Annotated in this window: 6 protein-coding genes; 1 reads left to right on the top strand and 5 read right to left on the bottom strand. The window is 65.4% G+C overall.

What is annotated here, in order from left to right:
* Window positions 1–340 precede the first annotated feature (340 nt).
* Window positions 341–1,018, bottom strand: coding sequence for a DUF7019 family protein (locus IE251_RS22295; RefSeq protein WP_189754765.1), 678 nt, complete (start codon window positions 1,016–1,018; stop codon window positions 341–343).
* 140 nt (window positions 1,019–1,158) lie between these two features.
* On the opposite strand from IE251_RS22295, the gene IE251_RS22300 reads away from it, so the two are divergent.
* Window positions 1,159–2,934: a lipase family protein gene (locus IE251_RS22300; protein WP_189754766.1), complete on the top strand. Its 1,776-nt coding sequence runs from the start codon at window positions 1,159–1,161 to the stop codon at window positions 2,932–2,934.
* Window positions 2,935–3,087: 153 nt separating this feature from the next.
* Here IE251_RS22300 and IE251_RS22305 read toward each other — a convergent pair whose 3' ends face one another.
* The 4 genes from IE251_RS22305 to IE251_RS41150 form a co-directional block, all read right to left on the bottom strand.
* Entirely contained in the window at window positions 3,088–3,732 is a 645-nt protein-coding gene (locus IE251_RS22305; protein ID WP_189754767.1) for a dihydrofolate reductase family protein, read from the bottom strand.
* A 1,333-nt stretch (window positions 3,733–5,065) separates the two neighbouring features.
* Window positions 5,066–11,869 carry a polymorphic toxin-type HINT domain-containing protein gene (locus tag IE251_RS22310; protein WP_189754768.1) on the bottom strand — a complete coding sequence of 2,268 codons (6,804 nt, stop codon included), beginning with the start codon at window positions 11,867–11,869 and terminating at the stop codon, window positions 5,066–5,068.
* 532 nt (window positions 11,870–12,401) lie between these two features.
* Window positions 12,402–15,914, bottom strand: a complete 3,513-nt coding sequence (locus IE251_RS22315) for a LamG-like jellyroll fold domain-containing protein (RefSeq protein ID WP_229896887.1) — start codon at window positions 15,912–15,914, stop codon at window positions 12,402–12,404.
* 730 nt (window positions 15,915–16,644) lie between these two features.
* Entirely contained in the window at window positions 16,645–17,052 is a 408-nt protein-coding gene (locus IE251_RS41150; protein ID WP_189754769.1) for a hypothetical protein, read from the bottom strand.
* Window positions 17,053–17,517: the final 465 nt, after the last annotated feature.

Genomic DNA, 17,517 nt, shown 5'->3' on the forward strand with positions numbered 1-17,517 from the left:
TCTCCGATACGGCGCCCCCACCCGGCGTAGGACGCGCAGCGCCTCCCGCGCCTCGTCCCGGTAGCGGTCGGCGACGAACGACCGCTGGTGTTCGAAGTGCTCGACCACGATCGCCTCCGCCTCCGGCGCGCCGCTGCGGGCCGGCGCGAGCAGGGCCGGGCCGTGGGGGTGCCGCATCACCGGGTCGGCGAGCCGCCGCAGCAGGTGGGGAAGGGCCTCGGCGGCGGGGCGTCCGGCCCTTCCAACGCCCCGCACAATCCGTCGAGATCCCCGGCCATCCACAACCGCGCGACCCCGGTGTCCCTCTCGCGTCCCGTCCGCCCCCGCCCCTCACCCGCACTCATCCGCCCGGCCGCTCCTCCGACAGGGCCACGTACAACGGCGTCCCGATCACCACTTCCCGCCGCGCCCCCGACCCGTCGGTCACGCTGCCGCGCAACAGCTCCCGCGCCAGGAACTCGCACCACATCGCGGGCCCGGCCAGCCGGTCGCACACCTCCACCACCCTGTGCAGCATCCCGCCCCCGGGCCACGCCACCGGCTCCCCGGCGCCCTCCGCCCGCGAGGCATACCGCAGCAGCCGATGCAGGGCCGGCAGCCAGGAATGCCCCACCCGTTCCAACTCCGTCGCCGCGCTGTGCCCCACCAGATGGTGCACCGACCCCATCAGCGCGACCAGCGTGTCCCCCGTCGCGCCCGACATCAGCACAGGCATCTCGGCCTGCCCGTCCCACAACACCCGGAGCCCCGCCTCACCCCGGAACCAGAACCCGGGCCCCGACTCCTCCTCGGCACCCGACGACATCCATCCGATGTCGTACTCCCGCTCCAGGAACCCCTCCACCACGTCCAGCCGCTCGTACAGCCCCGCTTCCTGGCGCGCGGGCCGCTGCACGGACACCCCGGCGACCTTCAGGTCCACCTTCGCTTCCGCCGTCAGCCGCGACAGCAGCTTCCGCGGAATCTGCGCGTGAAGCATCTCCACCTTCGCCTCGGACACGTACAGGTAGTACCGCAACCCCGCCTCCCTCACCGCAACGGCCGTTTCAGCATACGCAGTTGAGGGGGGTTTCCTCGCGAACTTACCGGCGATAACTTACCGTGGAGTAAGTAAGGGTCTGGTGGAGCCGAACGCACTCCCACGTAAGGAGATCAACGGTGAGACACCTGGTCAGGAAGCTGACGACAAGAGCCTTACCCCTGGCTCTGGCCGCCGCCGGAGTCGCCGCCCTTCCGGTGACGACCGGCGCGGCCGCTGCCGCCGCACCCGCCCACGGCAGCCTGCTGACGTCCGCCCCGGCGGACGTGAGGCTGGGGGCCGGGGCACCCGCCGTGAACGCCTGGCACATCTCGTACGCGTCGACCGACTCACGAGGCGGCGCGAACACCGTCACCGGGACGGTTCTCGTGCCCGCCACAGCCTGGTCCGGCGGCTCGGCGCGACCCCTGGTCGCATACGCGCCCGGGACGCACGGGCTGGCGCCGAAGTGCGCGCCGTCCGCGCAGCTCGCGGCGGGAACGGACTACGAGACGGCGAACATCGTGGCGCTGCTGAAGAAGAACTGGGCCGTGGTCGTCACCGACTACGCCGGCTACGGTGCCGGGCGGACACCGACGTACCTGGCGGGCCGGTCGCAGGGGCAGGCGGTGCTGGACTCGGCGCTCGCCGCGTTCCAGGTGCCGGGGAGCGGGCTGAGCGGCAGCGCGATGACGGCGGTCTGGGGCTACTCGCAGGGCGGGCAGTCGGCCGGGTGGGCCGGTCAGCTCGAACCCTCGTACGCCTCGTCGCTGAACCTGGCCGGTGTGGTCGCGGGCGGCGTGCCCGGCGACTTCAAGGCGTCGGCGCGCTACCTGAACGGGAGCACCGGCGCTTCCTTCCTGCTCCAAGGGGTCGTGGGGCTCGCGGCCGAGTACCCGGACAAGATCCCCTTCGACGAGCTGGTCAACGACGCGGGGCGGGCGGCCGTCGCGGACGCCAAGGGCAAGTGCGTCTTCGAGACGCTCTTCGACTACATCAACGACGACATCAAGCAGTACACGGCGGGCGGCCGGACGCTGGACGAGCTGATGGCGATCGGGTCCGTGGGGGAGGTCCTGGGCGACCAGGACCTCGGCGGCACGAAGATCCAGGCACCGGTGTACCAGTACCACGGGCAGGCCGACGAGATCCTGCCGCTCGACCAGGCGATCGGCCTGAAGAAGCGCTACTGCTCGCGCGGCACGGCGGTGAAGTTCGACGTCTACCCGAGCGAGCACATCGCCACCCAGTTCCAGGCCGCGCCGAACGTCACCAAGTGGCTCACCGACCGGTTCGACGGCAAGCCGCAGCTGGTCGGCGACTGCCTGAACATCCTTCCGCCGCCCCGCTCCACGGCCAACCCCGGCGGCGGCGACTTCGTCGTCTCCCTGAACAAGTGGCTGCTCAAGGGCGGCCTCCGGCTCAAGACGCTGGACGAGACGGTGCTCATGCCGGAGGGGTCCACCTTCACGGCGGACACCGACCTGACGGCCCAGCGGCTCGAAGGCTCCCTCGCCGTGCCGACGTTCCTGGAACACCTGCGGGTGATCGGGCTGCCGGTGCAGGTGCGCATCGGGCTGAAGTCCGAGGGGACGAGCGGCACCGTCTCGCTGGACGACGCGGGCCGGCTGGCCGTCCACGGCAAGGCGCTCGCCACCGTGGAGATCGTGTCCGCCGGTGAGCTGGGCGTCCACATCCCGGTGGGCTGCCGGACCTCCGAACCCGTCGAGTTCGCGCTGGACTTCGAGGGGCCGGTCTCCGCGCTCGGCAACGGCGGGCTGACGTTCTCCGGAACGACCGCCTTCCCCTCCCTCACGGACTGCGGACTGTTCGGGCCGACGCTCAGCCTGGCCTTCTCCGGGCCCGGCAACGGCTACACCTTCATGGTCGTACCCCCGGAACCCAAGTCGTACTGAGCCGTCCCGCCGAGGACGCCCGGCGACGAGATCCACGGAGACGCCCTCGGGGGCCCAGCCCACTTCGTGGGGACGGCCCGCGGCCCATGGGGGCCGCGGGCCGTCGAGGCGGGATCCGCGGGTGCCGGAATCGGCTCCGAGTGGGGCCTTGCGTCACCTTCGCCAGAACAGGTGGTGCGTCACGCCGCTCGGGCTGGGCACGACCTCCAGGTGAAACCGGTCGAGCAACTCGTCGGGGGACTCCCAGAGCCGCAGCCCGGACCCGAGCTTCACGGGCGAGACCGCCACATGCATGGTGTCGACGAGGTCGGCGTCGAGGAACTGCCGGATGGTGGTGACCCCGCCACCGAGCCGGACGTCCTTGCCCTGGGCCGCTTCCCGCGCCCGTGCGAGGACCGTGGCCGCGTCGTCGTCGACGAAGTGGAACGTGGTGTCGGAGAGCGTGAACGACGGACGCGTGTGGTGGGTCATGACGAACACCGGGGTGCGGAACGGGGGCTCCTCCCCCCACCAGCCGCGCCACTCGTGGTCTCGCCAGGGTCCGCGCTGGGGCCCGAACTTGTTGCGGCCCATGATCTCGGCACCGATGTCGCGCGCGAAGTCCCGGGTGAAGTAGTCGTCGAGGCCACGGCTCCCGCCGGGATCCGTACGCATGGGCCAGCTCGCCGTCGCTCCGGCCCACGCGAACAGCCTCTCGGGACGGTCGTGCCCGAACGGCCTCTCGAGACTCTGATGCTCACCGGCACCGATTCCGTCACTCGAGACGTTGAAGTTCATGACTCTCAGCAGTTGACGCACGTGTTACCTCGTCAGATCCGGTCGGGTCCTGGTGTGCGGCGAGGCGCCCCACATCATGACGTCGAACGGGAGCTGGGCGGATCGACAACGGCCCCCGACTTTTTCCCGTGTGCGCCAGGAAGCGGCCCTGCCGGCCGCGGGGCCGAAACACGATCAAGGGCCGGTTTCGGATACCTCCGAAACCGGCCCTGACCTGCGACTGTCTCCAGTCGGGACGACAGGATTTGAACCTGCGACCCCTTGACCCCCAGGAGTAGGAGGTATCCAATTTGCCCGCATATACAGTGAGAAATCAGGGTGCATAGTGTGCGGTACCGTGCATGCCGTTCAGGTGCGCGGACACCGTCTGGTCCCCAACTGGTCCCCAAGGGCGCGTCCACCCTGCCTCTTTGAAGTGGCTCCTGCGTCCGACGCCCGGTGCATCGCAATGTGCTCGTCCATCGCTATGGAGCCATCGCGAAGGTCCACAAACCCCCCGCGCTCCTCGTCCGTGGCTGCTGGCGTCCGGCCCGCCCCGGCGGGGAGGACGCCAGCAGCTCCTCGCACGTCACCGCATCGTCTGGAACACCCCCGCCGACGCGGGGGTGTTCCGGAGCCGATGTGCTGCATGAATTCCAGGGCCAGGTCCTCCCCGCCGAAGCGGAGGTGTTCCGCCGGGGAATGGCCACCACATAGGTTGACACCAGACCACTTTGGCCGCCCCAAACGGCCAGCCCGCATCAGTCACTCAGCGTGTCCACCGTATTGATGGGCTGGTAATACGCTGCCACCGGGAACTGGTCTCGGCAACGGCTTCCCTGGGGAGAATTTTCGGCCGTGCACTCTGAGCCAACGCATGATGACGTCTAGGACGCCCAATGCAGAAGCCCCGTCAGCACTCGCTTGACGGGGCTTCAACGAGAACTAGCGCAGTCTCTGAATAGCTCGGCTATTCCAGGAAACTACTTGTCTTTTTCCCCAAGCAAGATCTGCACTTGTGACGGGAATTGCGGATCATCCACCATCACCGAACAGCTCACGGAGCCAGGGAACCCCGCGAATTGCATTCGAGCGTGTTCGTTCGGATCGTGCAATACGAGCCACCCGGACGGACATGGGAGTGACACCTCGACAAGGGTCACGGGAAGCGCCTCAGGAGGAGCCGACTTCCATACCTCACATTCGACAGGACCATCTACGCTGGCCTGAACACCGAAAATGACTGCACTGCCCTCTTGATACCAGCTGTTCGACGCCGGATCCCAGTCGCTGACGTCATCCTCGCTTCCTGCATCTCGCAAGATCAGGCACCCATGTTCGATTTTTGCCTGAAATGCAGCCACAGGGCCACGAGCTACCATTCCTTCTTACTCTTTCCTTGTGAAAGTTGCGAGACGACCCCACCTTGCATCCGCGCACAGATGAGACAGTGAGGATACGCCGTCTGAGGAAACCCGAAAGGGACGAGACTAGATGCTGGCTGATGGTCCGGAATCCACTCACCCTTTTTAGTCCCAGGAACCCTGGAGCCGCAGGTGTGGCAGCCATGCGCATTTCCTGACTCATTGATCAGATCCCGAACGCCATCTTCGTCGATGTCACCGTTCACCAAGGCTACCCCCTCTCGTGCATGCGGACCAGCACCTAGCGTCAGATCGCACTTCTGACCTGGCGATGCATTGTGAACAAGCACCGGAGTCTCGCCCGCCAGCACATAGTAGGTGTGGAGGCTGTCGACTGTCAGATTGTATGTGCGCGCATGCCGGGAGAAGGGGCGATTACCCGTAACGACGACTGTTTTTCCCTTTTCGGTACGCAAGGTCATGCCTGGAGCGAGCTCGCCAGCTGGGACCCAGTCATGCCGGGAGGGAGACCAGAAGGGGTGCTCGTGGGTCGCGGTCAGCTTCTCGACGCCATCGTTGGTGGCGATGGACAGTTCGTTGAAGTATTTGTCCCCGTCGGTCCGGATTATTCCGGTTACCTTCCGGGGTGCCGTTTGACCGGTCTCCGGGTCGGTCGCCATTACCTTGTCGCCGAGCTTGACATCCTCGATTTTCTTGGTGGAGCCATCGGCTACGAGAACGGCTGTACCGGCAAGGAAGCACTTACAGCGAGAAACTACTGCGTCGAGCTTCTTGCTGCCGCTCTTCAGGAGCCTTGCTCCCGATCGCCAAGCGCCAGCTGCACTGAGCGAGCTGTAGATGTCGAGCCTGGTTTGTGTGTCCTGATAAAGCTCAGAGTCGGTATCGACACCTTTACTTTCGATGAATTCATCATAATCGTCGGTGACGTCACAGTCCTCGAACCAGCAAAACGGGCTCGCCTTGGCCAAGAAATCGAGGCTTTCCGTCACCCAATGTCCGGCCCCTGCAGCTGCTTCTTTCCATCCGCCGCGCGCCTGGGGGTTTGACGGCTCACCCGACCCGCTGTCGCACGACACAGGAATGACGTATTTACGCGAAAAGCTGTAGCACGTTGAGCCGGGACTACTGCTCTGGCTGTAGTTTGCGCTCCCGGCGGTGGACATCGCACCGGATGCGGCGCCACTGCCGCTACTGCGAGTGACGGTCTTCCACATAACCCTAGCCGTCGATATGACGGCTTTGACCGCTGCCCTGATTATTCCGATAATGGCGCCGAAGAACGCACCGTCGGGGTCGGAGAAGGTGACGGGATTGTTATTGCTGTAGCCGTAGCCGTTGACCTGTTGCGGATCTTTGATGTCGCCGATGGGGTCGACGCTGATGAAGCGTCCGTTTGTTGTGTCGTATTCGCGGGATCCGAGGTGAGTGAGGCCAGTTGGGTCTTCGGTTCCTCCGACGAAACCCCTCTCGCCGCGCCAAGTGGCGGGTTTCTCAGTACCGCGGTCTTCGCCGAAGGGTTTGGTGGGGCGGCGGGTGAGGGCCTGGGTGGCGGAGTCGACCTGGAGGTCGGCGGTGCCGTGGTGGTCGGTGCACATCCAGGTCAGGTTGCTGGGGGTGCGCATCGCCACTGTTTTGCCCGCATGTGTGTAGTAGCGGGTGGCGGTGACTCTTCCGCTGGCCTTGTCGAGGCGGAGTTCGGTCTCGGCCAGGTAGAGGGTGGTTCCGGTTGCGTCTCGGCGGATGAGCCGGTTGCCGTCGCCGTCGTTGAGGAAGGTGGTGGTTGCGCCGCTGGCTTCGGTGACCTTCTCCAGCTCGCCTTCGACATCCCAGTCGAGGGTTTGGGTAGTGCCGTTGAGGTTGCGGGTCTTGGTGGCTCCGTTCTCCCAGTAGGTGTAGCTGTTCATGGTCTGCGTGCCCGAGGCTAGGCTGGTGACTGTGCTGGTCAGGGCATGCGGGCGGGGTTGGTCGGCGGTTTTGTAGGTGTAGGTGGTGGTGGCCGGGCCTCCAGTTGCCAAGTGGTCGGTGGTGGTCTTGCGGTTTCCGCTCGAGTCGTAGGTGAAGCTCTGCCAGTACGGTGCGCGGCCGCCGATGCTGCTGGCAGCGGGGGTGGTGGCGCAGTCGCCGGTGGCGGTCCAGGCGGTCTTCAGACGGCGGTGGCCGTCATATGCGAAGCACTGCTTGTCACCGGGGTTGGTGGAGCGGTCATCGATCTCGGTCGGGTTCCCGGCTTTGTCGTAGTGGTAGTAGATATCGGCGTCGGTGCCGGTGCGGGTTTCGGAGACGACGGTCTGCCGGGCAAGTCGCTGAGTGCCGTCTTCGTAGGCGTAGTTGACCTCGGTCCAGTCCGCGGAGGAGGAGACGCCCAGGGTAGTGCGGATGTGCTCGCCGGCCGGAAGGTAGTCAGTGTTCTGGACGATGCCGGTCAGGCCCTGGAGGGTATCCGGGAGACGGGTTGAGGTGTAGCCGTAGTCGAGAGTCTCGGCGGCGAGTCCGCCCATGGCGGGGATGGTGCGCTTTTGCAGCGTGCCGTCGATGTTGTAGGTGTTGCTGACGGTGTAGACGCCGGTACCGGCGAGGGCCCCTTCCTTGGTGCTGATCGTGTACTGCTCCTTCAGCACCCGATAGAGCTTGTCGTAGGAGGCGTTGGTGATGGCGTAGACGTCGCCGGTCTTGCCTCCGACGTAGCGGATGCTGGAGGTGAGCTGGCCCTTGGCGATGGTGTCGTAGGACCAGCGGGCCAGGATCTTCGCGTTGTCCGGGGTGGGCACTCCGCCGACGAGGGGAACGCGGCCGTCGACGCGGGCGGTCTGCCGGCCCAGGCTGTCGTACGTGTAGCCGATCGTCTTGTTGCGGGCATCGGTCGCGGCGATAACCTGGTCGAGGTCGTTGTAATCGGTGGTGGAGCTTCCGGAGTCAGGGGCCGAGGCGCTGGTTTGCCGGCCGAGGAGGTCATAGCCGAAGGACCAGGTGTTGCCGTCGCTGTCCTTGGCGGTCTTCAGACGGTCGGCGTGATCGTAGGTGTAGGTGAATCCGGTGTAGTCGGATGTGACCGTGTTGCCGTTGTACTCCCGCTTCTCCGCCAGGCGGCCGCGGGCATCGTACTCCTCATACACGGCCGGGGCGCCCTCGGGAGGCTGGACGGTGGTGGTGTTCCCGTCGTAGGTGGTGGTGGTGCGTGAGTGCTCTTGGCCCCTGACCAGGTTCTTCTGCACCGTGGGGCGTCCCACGCCGTCGAAGATGGTTTCTGTGCCGGCGGGTGCAGCGGTGATCAGCGTGGCGAGAGACCCGCTGGGGGCTTGGTTGTCTATGTACTGTGCGGCGGTTTCCACTGCCAGGCCGCGGCTGTCGTACTTGGTTTCGGAGATCACCCGGCCGGTCCCGGTGGCCGCGGGCATCTGGACCTGCCGAGGGCGCAGCAGTGCGTCGTAGATGGCGTACTGGGTGAGGTACGTGGTGCCGTCGTTGTTCAGGGACTTGGTCGCCACCCAGGAGGCGGCACCGGACTGGACTTTGTACTCGTACTTCTGGCTGGGAGCCTGGGTGCGGTCGCGGTCCGCCAGCCAGACGTCGGTGAGGCGGCCGAGAGCGTCGTAGGCGAGTTCGGTGCGGTTGCCGTTGGCGTCCGTCCGGGAGAGGTCCACAGCCCAGTCGGGAGCGTGTTCAGCGATGGCTGTATGGCCGGCTGCGTTGGTGGTCGTTGTCTGGGTGACGGGACCGCCGGCGGCCGGGGTGTAGGCGATGTTCTTGGTTCGCGTGCCCTTGGTGTCCCAGGTGTCCGTGGGGCGGCCCAGCGCGTCGTAGGCGGCGGTGGTGACAGTCTGATACTGGCCGGAGCCGTCGGTGGCGTAGCCGACGAGGCGCTCGGTGCGGGTGGCATCGCCCTTGGTCGGGGCGGCTGCGTAAGCCTGGTTGTCGTAGGAAATGCGTGTTTCGAAGACCAGGTCGGTGGTCTTGGGATCGTTTGTACGATTGGGAGTCACCGAGCAGGCGGCGGAAACCTTTTCCACCCGCTTGGGGTAGGAGAGCATCCACTTGGTTTCGTCGGTGGCGTACCAGGTTCGGGTGCAGTCCTTTGAACCGTTGGCGTCGGTTTCAACGGTCAGCGGCAGCCCGCTGGTCGGGTCGTAGGTGGTGGTCGAGGTAGCGGTGAGTGTGCCTCCGCTGTTCAAGCGGGTGCGGGTGACCTGGGTGCCGGTGCGGACCATGTAGCCGCGGACGGTGCCGTAAGAGTGCCCGTCGCTGGAGGTCTGCCGCGACCAGGGGGTGATGACCTTGGCGGACACTTCCTGACCGGAGGCGCCGTTGTAGGTGATCTCCTCACGGAGCTGGCCGGCGAACTCCTCGGAGTCGGTCTGGGACACTCCCTGTGAGTCGGTGATCGTCTCGCTGCGGGTGCCGCTGGTCTGCTTGTCGCCGTGCATGCCGCGGTAGTAGAGCGCGGTGGTCTTCGAGCGGGTCCCGGAGGCTTCACCGATGGTGGTGGTGACCGTGTTGTAGCCGCGCCAGATTCCCCATGTGCGGTACTTGGCCGGTGAGATGGGTGATTCGTCGTCGTAGGCCCAGGCGCCGCCGCCGGTGTAGGTGTAGTCGGTCTCCTTCAGGGGTGCGCCGCCGGTCGGGTCGGATTCGGTGACCTGGGTGACGACGTATTTGTGGAAGAAGTCGGTGCGTGGCTGCGGGTCCTCTCCGCCGGTGGGGTTGGAGGGTGGGATCCATTTGACGGGGTAGCAGCGCTTGGTGTTCTTGTCGAGTGCGGTGGGCAGGTTGGTGTCTGCTATGCACTCGGGGTCGGAGTAGTTGACGGTCACGACCGACCCGGTCTCAGAAGTGATCTTGCGGACACGCCATTTGATGTACGGCGCGACGTCGTCGCCGATCTTGTCGACGCGGTTGTGCAGCTGGACACCCTGGAAAGTGACCGCCGGCAGGGTGATCGGAGTGGCGCCGGATTTTCCGGTGCGCTGGATACTCTTCAGCCACAAGCCTGGCGCGGAGCCGTCGCCCGGGTCTGGGAAGGAGTGTTCCAGGTGCCAGGTGTTGACGTCGCGGTAGTCGGTGTCCGCTCCGGCGCCGGTGCCTTTGTAGACCTGCGTGGTGACGTCGGTCAGTCGCTTGCGGGTGAAGAACGACGGCGCGTTGCGATCAGTGCAGGTGGTGTTGGCGGCGCAGATCTGGTCGAACGGCACATCCGGCCAAGCCGCTTTGCTCGTCGCGGTCAGGGTGTCGCAGGTTTCCCCGCCGGTGACAGGTATGCACCTCTCGGCGACGGTGAACTTCACACGGGCTGCGGCGGGCTTGCTGAAGATGCTGTCGGCTCGCTGACCGTAGTCGATACGCTTGAGCCAGCCGCCGCGGTGGTAGAAGGTGCCGTTACCAGTGGAGGCGTTCTTGGCGTAGTAGTTACCTTCTGGGGAATACCAGTAGCTGGTGACATTGCCGTGCGGGTCAATGACGTAGTCGAGGTTCCAACGCCATGCCTGAAGCTTGGCTCGTCCGGCGAAGCTGGTACCGCTGGAGTAGCCGGGTTCCCCGGAGTCGTCACCGAAGACCGGGACAGTCCAGGTGGAATTGGTGACGGGGTCGTCGGCAGCGGTGCCATTGTCGGACCAACCAGGCAGGCGATTCTTGCCGAACACGTATTGGGTTCCGTCGGTGGTGGTCAAGGTCCAGTATTCGCCTTGGTCACCGGTGTCGCCGTCGTCGCCGTTGGCCGCCCCGGTCGCTAGGGTGATCTTTTCACCGTCGTCACTCTTCAGGTGCCAGCCGTTGGCGTCTTTGATCAGCGGGCTGGACTTCCCGTTGAAGACGACCGAGGCGTTGTTCTCTTTCCAGCAGAGGTCGGCTTTGTCATCCTGACCGTCGTCGTCGCAGGAGCCATAGGAACGCTCGATGTAGGACGTTGGCAGGTCGAAGCCCTCGCCGACCCACGACGGCTGCGCGGAAGTGGTGGAGGTGCGGCCGTCGACGCTCTGCGCCGAGTAGCCCAGCGACAGCGACGGGGGGGTGCCGGCCGGTGCGGGCACGACATCCATGGGGTAGGACCAGGTGAAGTCGCCGTTCGATCCGCCGCCCGCCCAGGTGGAGGACGCCGACAGAGGTGTGGCCTGGTAACTGCCCTGGTCGGAGGAAGCGGCCGCGGCGAGTGCCACCACCGTTGTCGTCGCTGCCGCGCTGCTGGCCTGACGGGTGGTGACCTGGGTGGTGAGAGTGTCGTCCTCAGTGTCGTTGCCAGTGGGCAGCACCCGGGTGACGCGGCACTGCGGCTTGTCGGGAGTGGTCAGAGAGCACGGAGGCAGCTCGATAGCGCGCAGGCGGGAAGCCCATGCGCCGCCGTAGGCTTGGGCGAAACCGCTGTAGTCGACGCTCAGAGACAAGTCTGAGGCGCTGGTCTTGCCGTCGGTGCGCTGCACGGACAGCACAAGTCCCTCGATACCGAGCCTCTTGGCCACCTTGCGGTCGAGAACAGCGACTTTGGCCTTCGTCGGGGCCTGGGCCACCTTGGTGGCCGCGGACTTGGGCCGGCCCGGGACGGCCAGCGTTACTGGCAGGCTGCTGGCCTTCGACTTTTGGTGCGCTGCTGCAGGGGCAAGTTCCACGGTTGCCGAGCCTGGGGCAGGCCATACGGGCTCGGTAGCAGCCTGCTTGCGGGTCTTGGCGGCGGCCGCGACTGCCGGATCAACGCCTCTGCTGGTCTGGGCCTTGAAGGCACCTGCCTTGCCGTATATGGGTTCAGGCAATTTGCTGTGGCCGCGGCCTGCTTCTTCGGCTGGAGCCGCTCCGAGCAGCGTTGCCATCACGGCAGCGGTGACGGGGAGACTGACTGCTGCCAGTCTGCGGCGTCCCGCTTGATGCCATGACCATGAGGGCAGCGCGAATCTGCGCCTTGTCACAGTGGGTTCCTTCGGTCGTGAAGCGAAGCGGTGTACCGGGCCGGGTTGCCCCGGCACACCACGGGGGTTACCGCTGCACACCACAAGGTGTGCAGCGCGTCGGAGGTTCAGTCGGTGGGGGTCAGCGGCTCGTCTCCACCGGTAGTTGGCTGGTGTCTTGTTCGGACCGCGCCCCGGCACAGACGCGAAGGGCGTTGGAGCAGACCCGGGAGCGGGAGCCTCACATGCGGTTGTCGTGGCGGCGGAGCGGCCCATCAGGAGCGGACTATCTGCTGATATCCCGCATAGGTTAGCTGTTCGGTGAAGGCCACGAATTGGCGTGCGAGGTGCACCTCGCCACCTCGCAACACAATCGCCAACCTGCCCGTCGAGAGGTGAAGTGGACCACTCCTGCTCACGAGCTGCCCCGGTTGTACGGGGAGAAGCGGGCAGGGGGCTACTCGATGGGCACCGGAGGCTCGTCCACCGTGGATAGTCTGGTGATTTCGGCTTCTGACAGCACTCCGGCGTACACGCGTAGGTCATCGAGACGGCCGGGCAGGAGGTTGCCCCACTGGCCGTTGTCGTGACGGCGTCCTCGCCCGACCATCTGCGGCCCAGCCGGCTGGAAGACACCCTTGAACAAGGCGCCGTCCTCGTCGCCTTGCCGTTCACCAGTGACGTAGAGCTTGATCGACTGCGCGGCTGAGTCGAAGACGCCGACTACATGCACCCAGCCGTTGGGCGAGTTGACCTCGTCGGAGGTCGTCATGGCGCCTGGTCCTCCGAGTACGTCGCTGCTGAACAGGCCGAAGTTCCAGTCTCCGACCGCCTCACCTGGTTCTTGCCGGTACCACAGGCGGAAAGCGTCCCGCTGGGTACCTGGGTGGGAAAAGACGGTGGGCGAGTGGGCGATGGTGGTGTCCTCCAGTTTGGAGTCCGCTGAGAGGTTGACCCATCCGGCCACGGAGAAGCTGCCGCTGTTGTCCAGCACTGCTGAAGCGGTGGCGTGCCCGCCGGCATCCGCGTCGAGAGCCATGACGGTGGCGTGGCCGAACTCGTCATTGGCGGCGAACGACGCGCCTGATTGAAGGGCGAGTGAGTTACCTCGCTCAGTGCTGTCGGCGGCAGTGGTACCGGACGTTTCGTTCATTTCCCAGTGAGCCAGGAGCTCGGGCTGAGGAAGCCCCGTGCCAGAGTCCTCCATGTTGACCAGCGCGTTCAGCTCGGACGGGTAGACCGCGCGCTTCCATGCCTGAACATGGTCGACGTCCGCATATATCTGCGTGTCGGCATGCCAGCGTCCGATTTCCATGGGGCCGTTTGCAGCCCATGGTGTGGTGAAGGACGTTTCAGCCTCCAGCTGCCCGTTCACATAGAGCTGGATCTTGTTGGCTTCTTTGTTGTAAACGCCCAGTAGATGTGTCCAAGCACCGAGGACGGGAGGCCGTGCGGATACAGCTCGAGCGATGGTTGTCTCATCGCTGGTCTGGTCCGTGGCGTATCGGTTGAAGATCCAACGGTCATAACCGGTGGAGTAGTACAACTGGAAAGCGCCCACGTTGACGCCTTGCTGCTGGAGCACGGTGGTCTGCTGCTTGTCCTTGAGGCGGACCCACGCGGCGACGGCGAAGCTGTTCGCAGTGTCTACTACAGGTCCCTGGGTGCCCGCCCAGGTTGTAGTGCCAGTACCTGCAAGACCGGCACCGTTCCTCGCCTGGGAGGCCCAGGAGGCCTGGTTCAAGGTCATTGGGTGGATGCTGCCGTGCGCGTTGGCCGCAGCAGTCCCGGTACCTTCGTCGAACTTCCAGGCAGCGACGGGATCGGAGGGCCGGCCCACTTTGAACAGGTAGTCCTTGTGGGCACTGGGATACCCGGCATTGTCGAACGTCTGCACCCGCAAGGTATTGGTCAGCCGTTTATCCGGAGTCACCGTCATTTCATATGAGGGCGTGTTTACGGAGAACTGCTTACTGCCCAGCTTGACGCCATTGAGCCACCAGTCATAGCGGCGCACGTCAGAGGCGTTTGCCGTGATCACGAACTTTCCGGGAGTGCCGACTCCACCGTGTTCGCTGTCGACCGAGCAATCAGTCCCGGCGCACTCGGGGTATGCGACCGACGTGACGCCCGGCTGAGGAGGCCCTCCAGGGTCAACTTCGAAGTAGCAGTAGGCGGACCAGGGGCCATAGAGGTAGTTGGTCGCACCTCCATAGGTGTACTTGTATTCCGTACGGGCACGGAACTTGTATGTCGTGTCTTTGGACAGCGCGGCGGTAACCGAGGTGCCCGCCGTACCACTGCCAGTCCACGTGCTCGGCTTCAGGACGGTCGGCGTCGTGCTGCTGCCCTTGTACAACTCGAAGTTCGGGCGCAGACTCGCGTTCGACCCGTCGCTCGAAGTCGGCGTAGCCGTCAGCCGCGGTGTGTCATCCCGGATGAACGCGGGGCTGGTAGATACCGAACAGGAAACGTTGGGATCGGACATCTTCACCGTGGAAGGCTTGCTGTTCGGCGGTGTCACGTAAGTGATGGACAGACGCGGCTTGCGCTCCGTGGAGGCCCGTTCGTCCAGGGGGGACATGAACTGCTTCCATGCGATCGGATCCGACTCGCTCGCCCTCAGCCCCAAGGTAGTAGTCGTCGATTTAGCCTTCGCCGTATATGCGACGGCGGCCGTGGCATCGAACTCAATGTCGCCGTCCGGGCAGCTGGATGAGAACCCCTTGGCCGCCGAGACGGTGTCGACCTTAGCGGACCAGGACGGCTGATGACTCCAGGTGGTCGAACTGGAGATGGTTCCAGTCCGGTAAAGGTCAATATCGCGCTTCTCGCAGTTGGCGGACCAAATGGCGTAGGACGTGAACGTTGCCCCGAGAATTTTTTTACCTGCGACTGACCTGGTGTCGAACTGGAAGAGCGAGCGCGACAGTTTGTTGTCAACGTAGGCGTCATAGCCCACACCAAGAGCGTGCTTGGTCTTCCAGAAACTGGTACCTGCGGAGTCGGACCAGACCGTAGTCCATCCGGTCAGTGATGCCTTCAAGGACGGTGGGTCCAGAACCACCGGATAGACCGTCGCAGGGTCCTGCAGAAACTCATGGTCCGGAGCTATGGACAATGTCTCGTCGGTGACAGTTACGTCCATGACCGCTGTACGAGAGCCGGCACCAGGGCTGAGCGGGGCACTATCGGAACTGCTCTGCTCAACGATGTTGCTGCGCAGGCCGGTCACAGTCGTTGATGCAGGCACGGGGGCCGAATCCCACATGAGGGCGGAGCTGCTCGACACAACAGCTTGACCGGAAGCGTCTACGAACGCGGCGCCGCCCGAGGGAGACGACTGCACAGTCAGGCCCTTGGTAGTGATCGGGAAGCGCAGCGACTCCAACGCAGGGTTGGCGGCCGCATTCCGAGTGCGCAGCACCACGTGATAGCTGAAGCCGTCCGCATGCGTCTGCACCACCACGTCGGTATCCGGCAGTACCGACTTGTAGATCGCGGACGATCCGTCGAGCACCGGCTCGGGAAGCCCCCATGGGGCAGTGACCGCGTACTCGGTCCCGCCTAGCCTCATCCGCGCCAGCGGACCGGTACCGCCACCTGACACCACAATGTCTTCGGCCGATTTCGGTCTGACCGAGCCGTCCGCTCCCATTGCCAACGTGGTATCGACCGCCATCCACTTGCCGTCCTTGCGCATGCGCTCAGGAGCGGCAGAGGAGACCGCAGTGAAGGTGCCATCACTGTTGGCGAATACTTGCCCAGTGGCGGTGGTGAGCCCGGTGACCTCGACGCGCTGCCCCGACTCGACAGCTCTGCGGGAAGCCTTCTGCTCCTCCGACTCGACTGGTGGGCCGTCATCCTGCCAGAACGCCTTGCCCCGACTCGGTTCGTCCGCAGATTCCGAAGGCGTCAAGGGGAGCACTTCCGATGTCGACGGCGGCGCTTCGGCCGCTCCGGCACCCACCGCACTCCCGGTGCCGGCGCCACTAAGGAGGACCACCAGTGCCGCGGCGGCGGCTCTCCCACGCACCGCTCCCCCGCGCTGCCTGCGTCGCAACATGCGCAGCCACTTTCTGAAGATTTCATGAAGATTATTAGCGGGGGAACTTAGCGGATCAATGTCTTCACGCCTAGAGCAGCAGATAGGGGCATACCTACCGAAAGGAGGGATTCCCTTTGCGGCCACCATGTGTTCTACGCCACATTCGGAGATCGAGAGCTGCACAAGTCGAGCAGTCCGAGGCGCACCTTCGCCGCCGAGGGCTCATCCACTACGACGCGCACGCCGTGTGCGGGCACCGGCGCAGCGTGGGCCTGGTTCGCTGCTGGCTTTTCGGCATAGACCTGCTGGGACTTGGGATCGTGGCCTCGGTCGGTGGCGGGCGGTCGACCGTACCGCGGGCCCAGAGGAACCGACGGCACCGACAGGCGGTGATGGCTCGAACGTGGCATTGAACGAGTTGATGCGGGGCCAGACAAACAGCGACGACCTCCGGAGCCGTGTGCCATGTGCTCACGCACACTGCAGGTAGGGGTGAGCAGCACGGTCGCCGCTCCCCGCGGTAGCCAGGCCCGGGCCATCCCCGTAGGTGCAGAAGCAGCCGCAAGCAAGGTGCTTCTCGCCCTCCCAACAAAGACCATCCCTGCGTATGCAAGGAACAGCCAGTCGCCCAGCTCGGAGCGGGCCGTCCGGCCTACTCCCACGCAGCACGGCCAGCAGCGGTGCGGGCAGGACCGGTGACCAGAATCGGCGGCTTCACAGCCCGATCGGCCCGGCTTGCCTGCTCATCCTGGTCGTAACCGGCTGGCAGCAGCCGGTCGTCCGCCGCGGCGGACGGCGCCTCACCGAGCACCGCCCGCACCCGCTGCCACAGGCCAACGGCGGGCGAGAGCGGGCAGGTGCCCAGCCCGAGGGCGGTCAGCCGGGCGCCTTCCAGCATCGGGCGGCCGGCCAGCAGATGTTGATCGCCGTGGAACTCGTTACGTCGCGGTCCTCGGTCGCCCCGGAGGGCGACCGCCAGGCTGCTTGAGCAGTGGAAATAGCCTATCGCTCGTTCCTCTGTGGGTGAGCATCGAGTAACAGAATTGCTGAATACGGACATACGACTTAGGCGTGATTCGCGTGTCGCGTGTGCGCTTCCGGTTCCGAAGCAGTCGTGAGGAAGGAACACTCATCCAACTGTCGGCCGTGTAGCGGACATCATGGTCGTCAAAGTACGCGATCGCCATAGGGAGGCTGGTGGAGGGCCTGCGCTCTGGCGCCCCAGAGGAGGCAACGTCCTGCTCCGCTGGGCCGATGCCCTTCCGGTCCGGGGTTCGGAGCCGGGCTGGCCGGGCCTGGCCGAGCGGTTGCGGCGCGCACTGGTGCCCCGTCGGCCGGACCGGCCGAGCCCGCTCCCCCGGGCGGCCCATGGCCGGTCGCATCACCCGGACAACTGCTTACTTGACTGGTGGCGCTGGCGACTGACGTCACCCAAGACCGCGCCTGGGCAGCAGACAGGCTGGCTCGGGACTGTGAGCCGGTGACGGTGATGGCTGGGCGAACGGCCCCGATGCCCCCGGCAGCC

This window comes from Streptomyces eurythermus, assembly GCF_014649115.1.
Taxonomy (GTDB): domain Bacteria; phylum Actinomycetota; class Actinomycetes; order Streptomycetales; family Streptomycetaceae; genus Streptomyces; species Streptomyces eurythermus.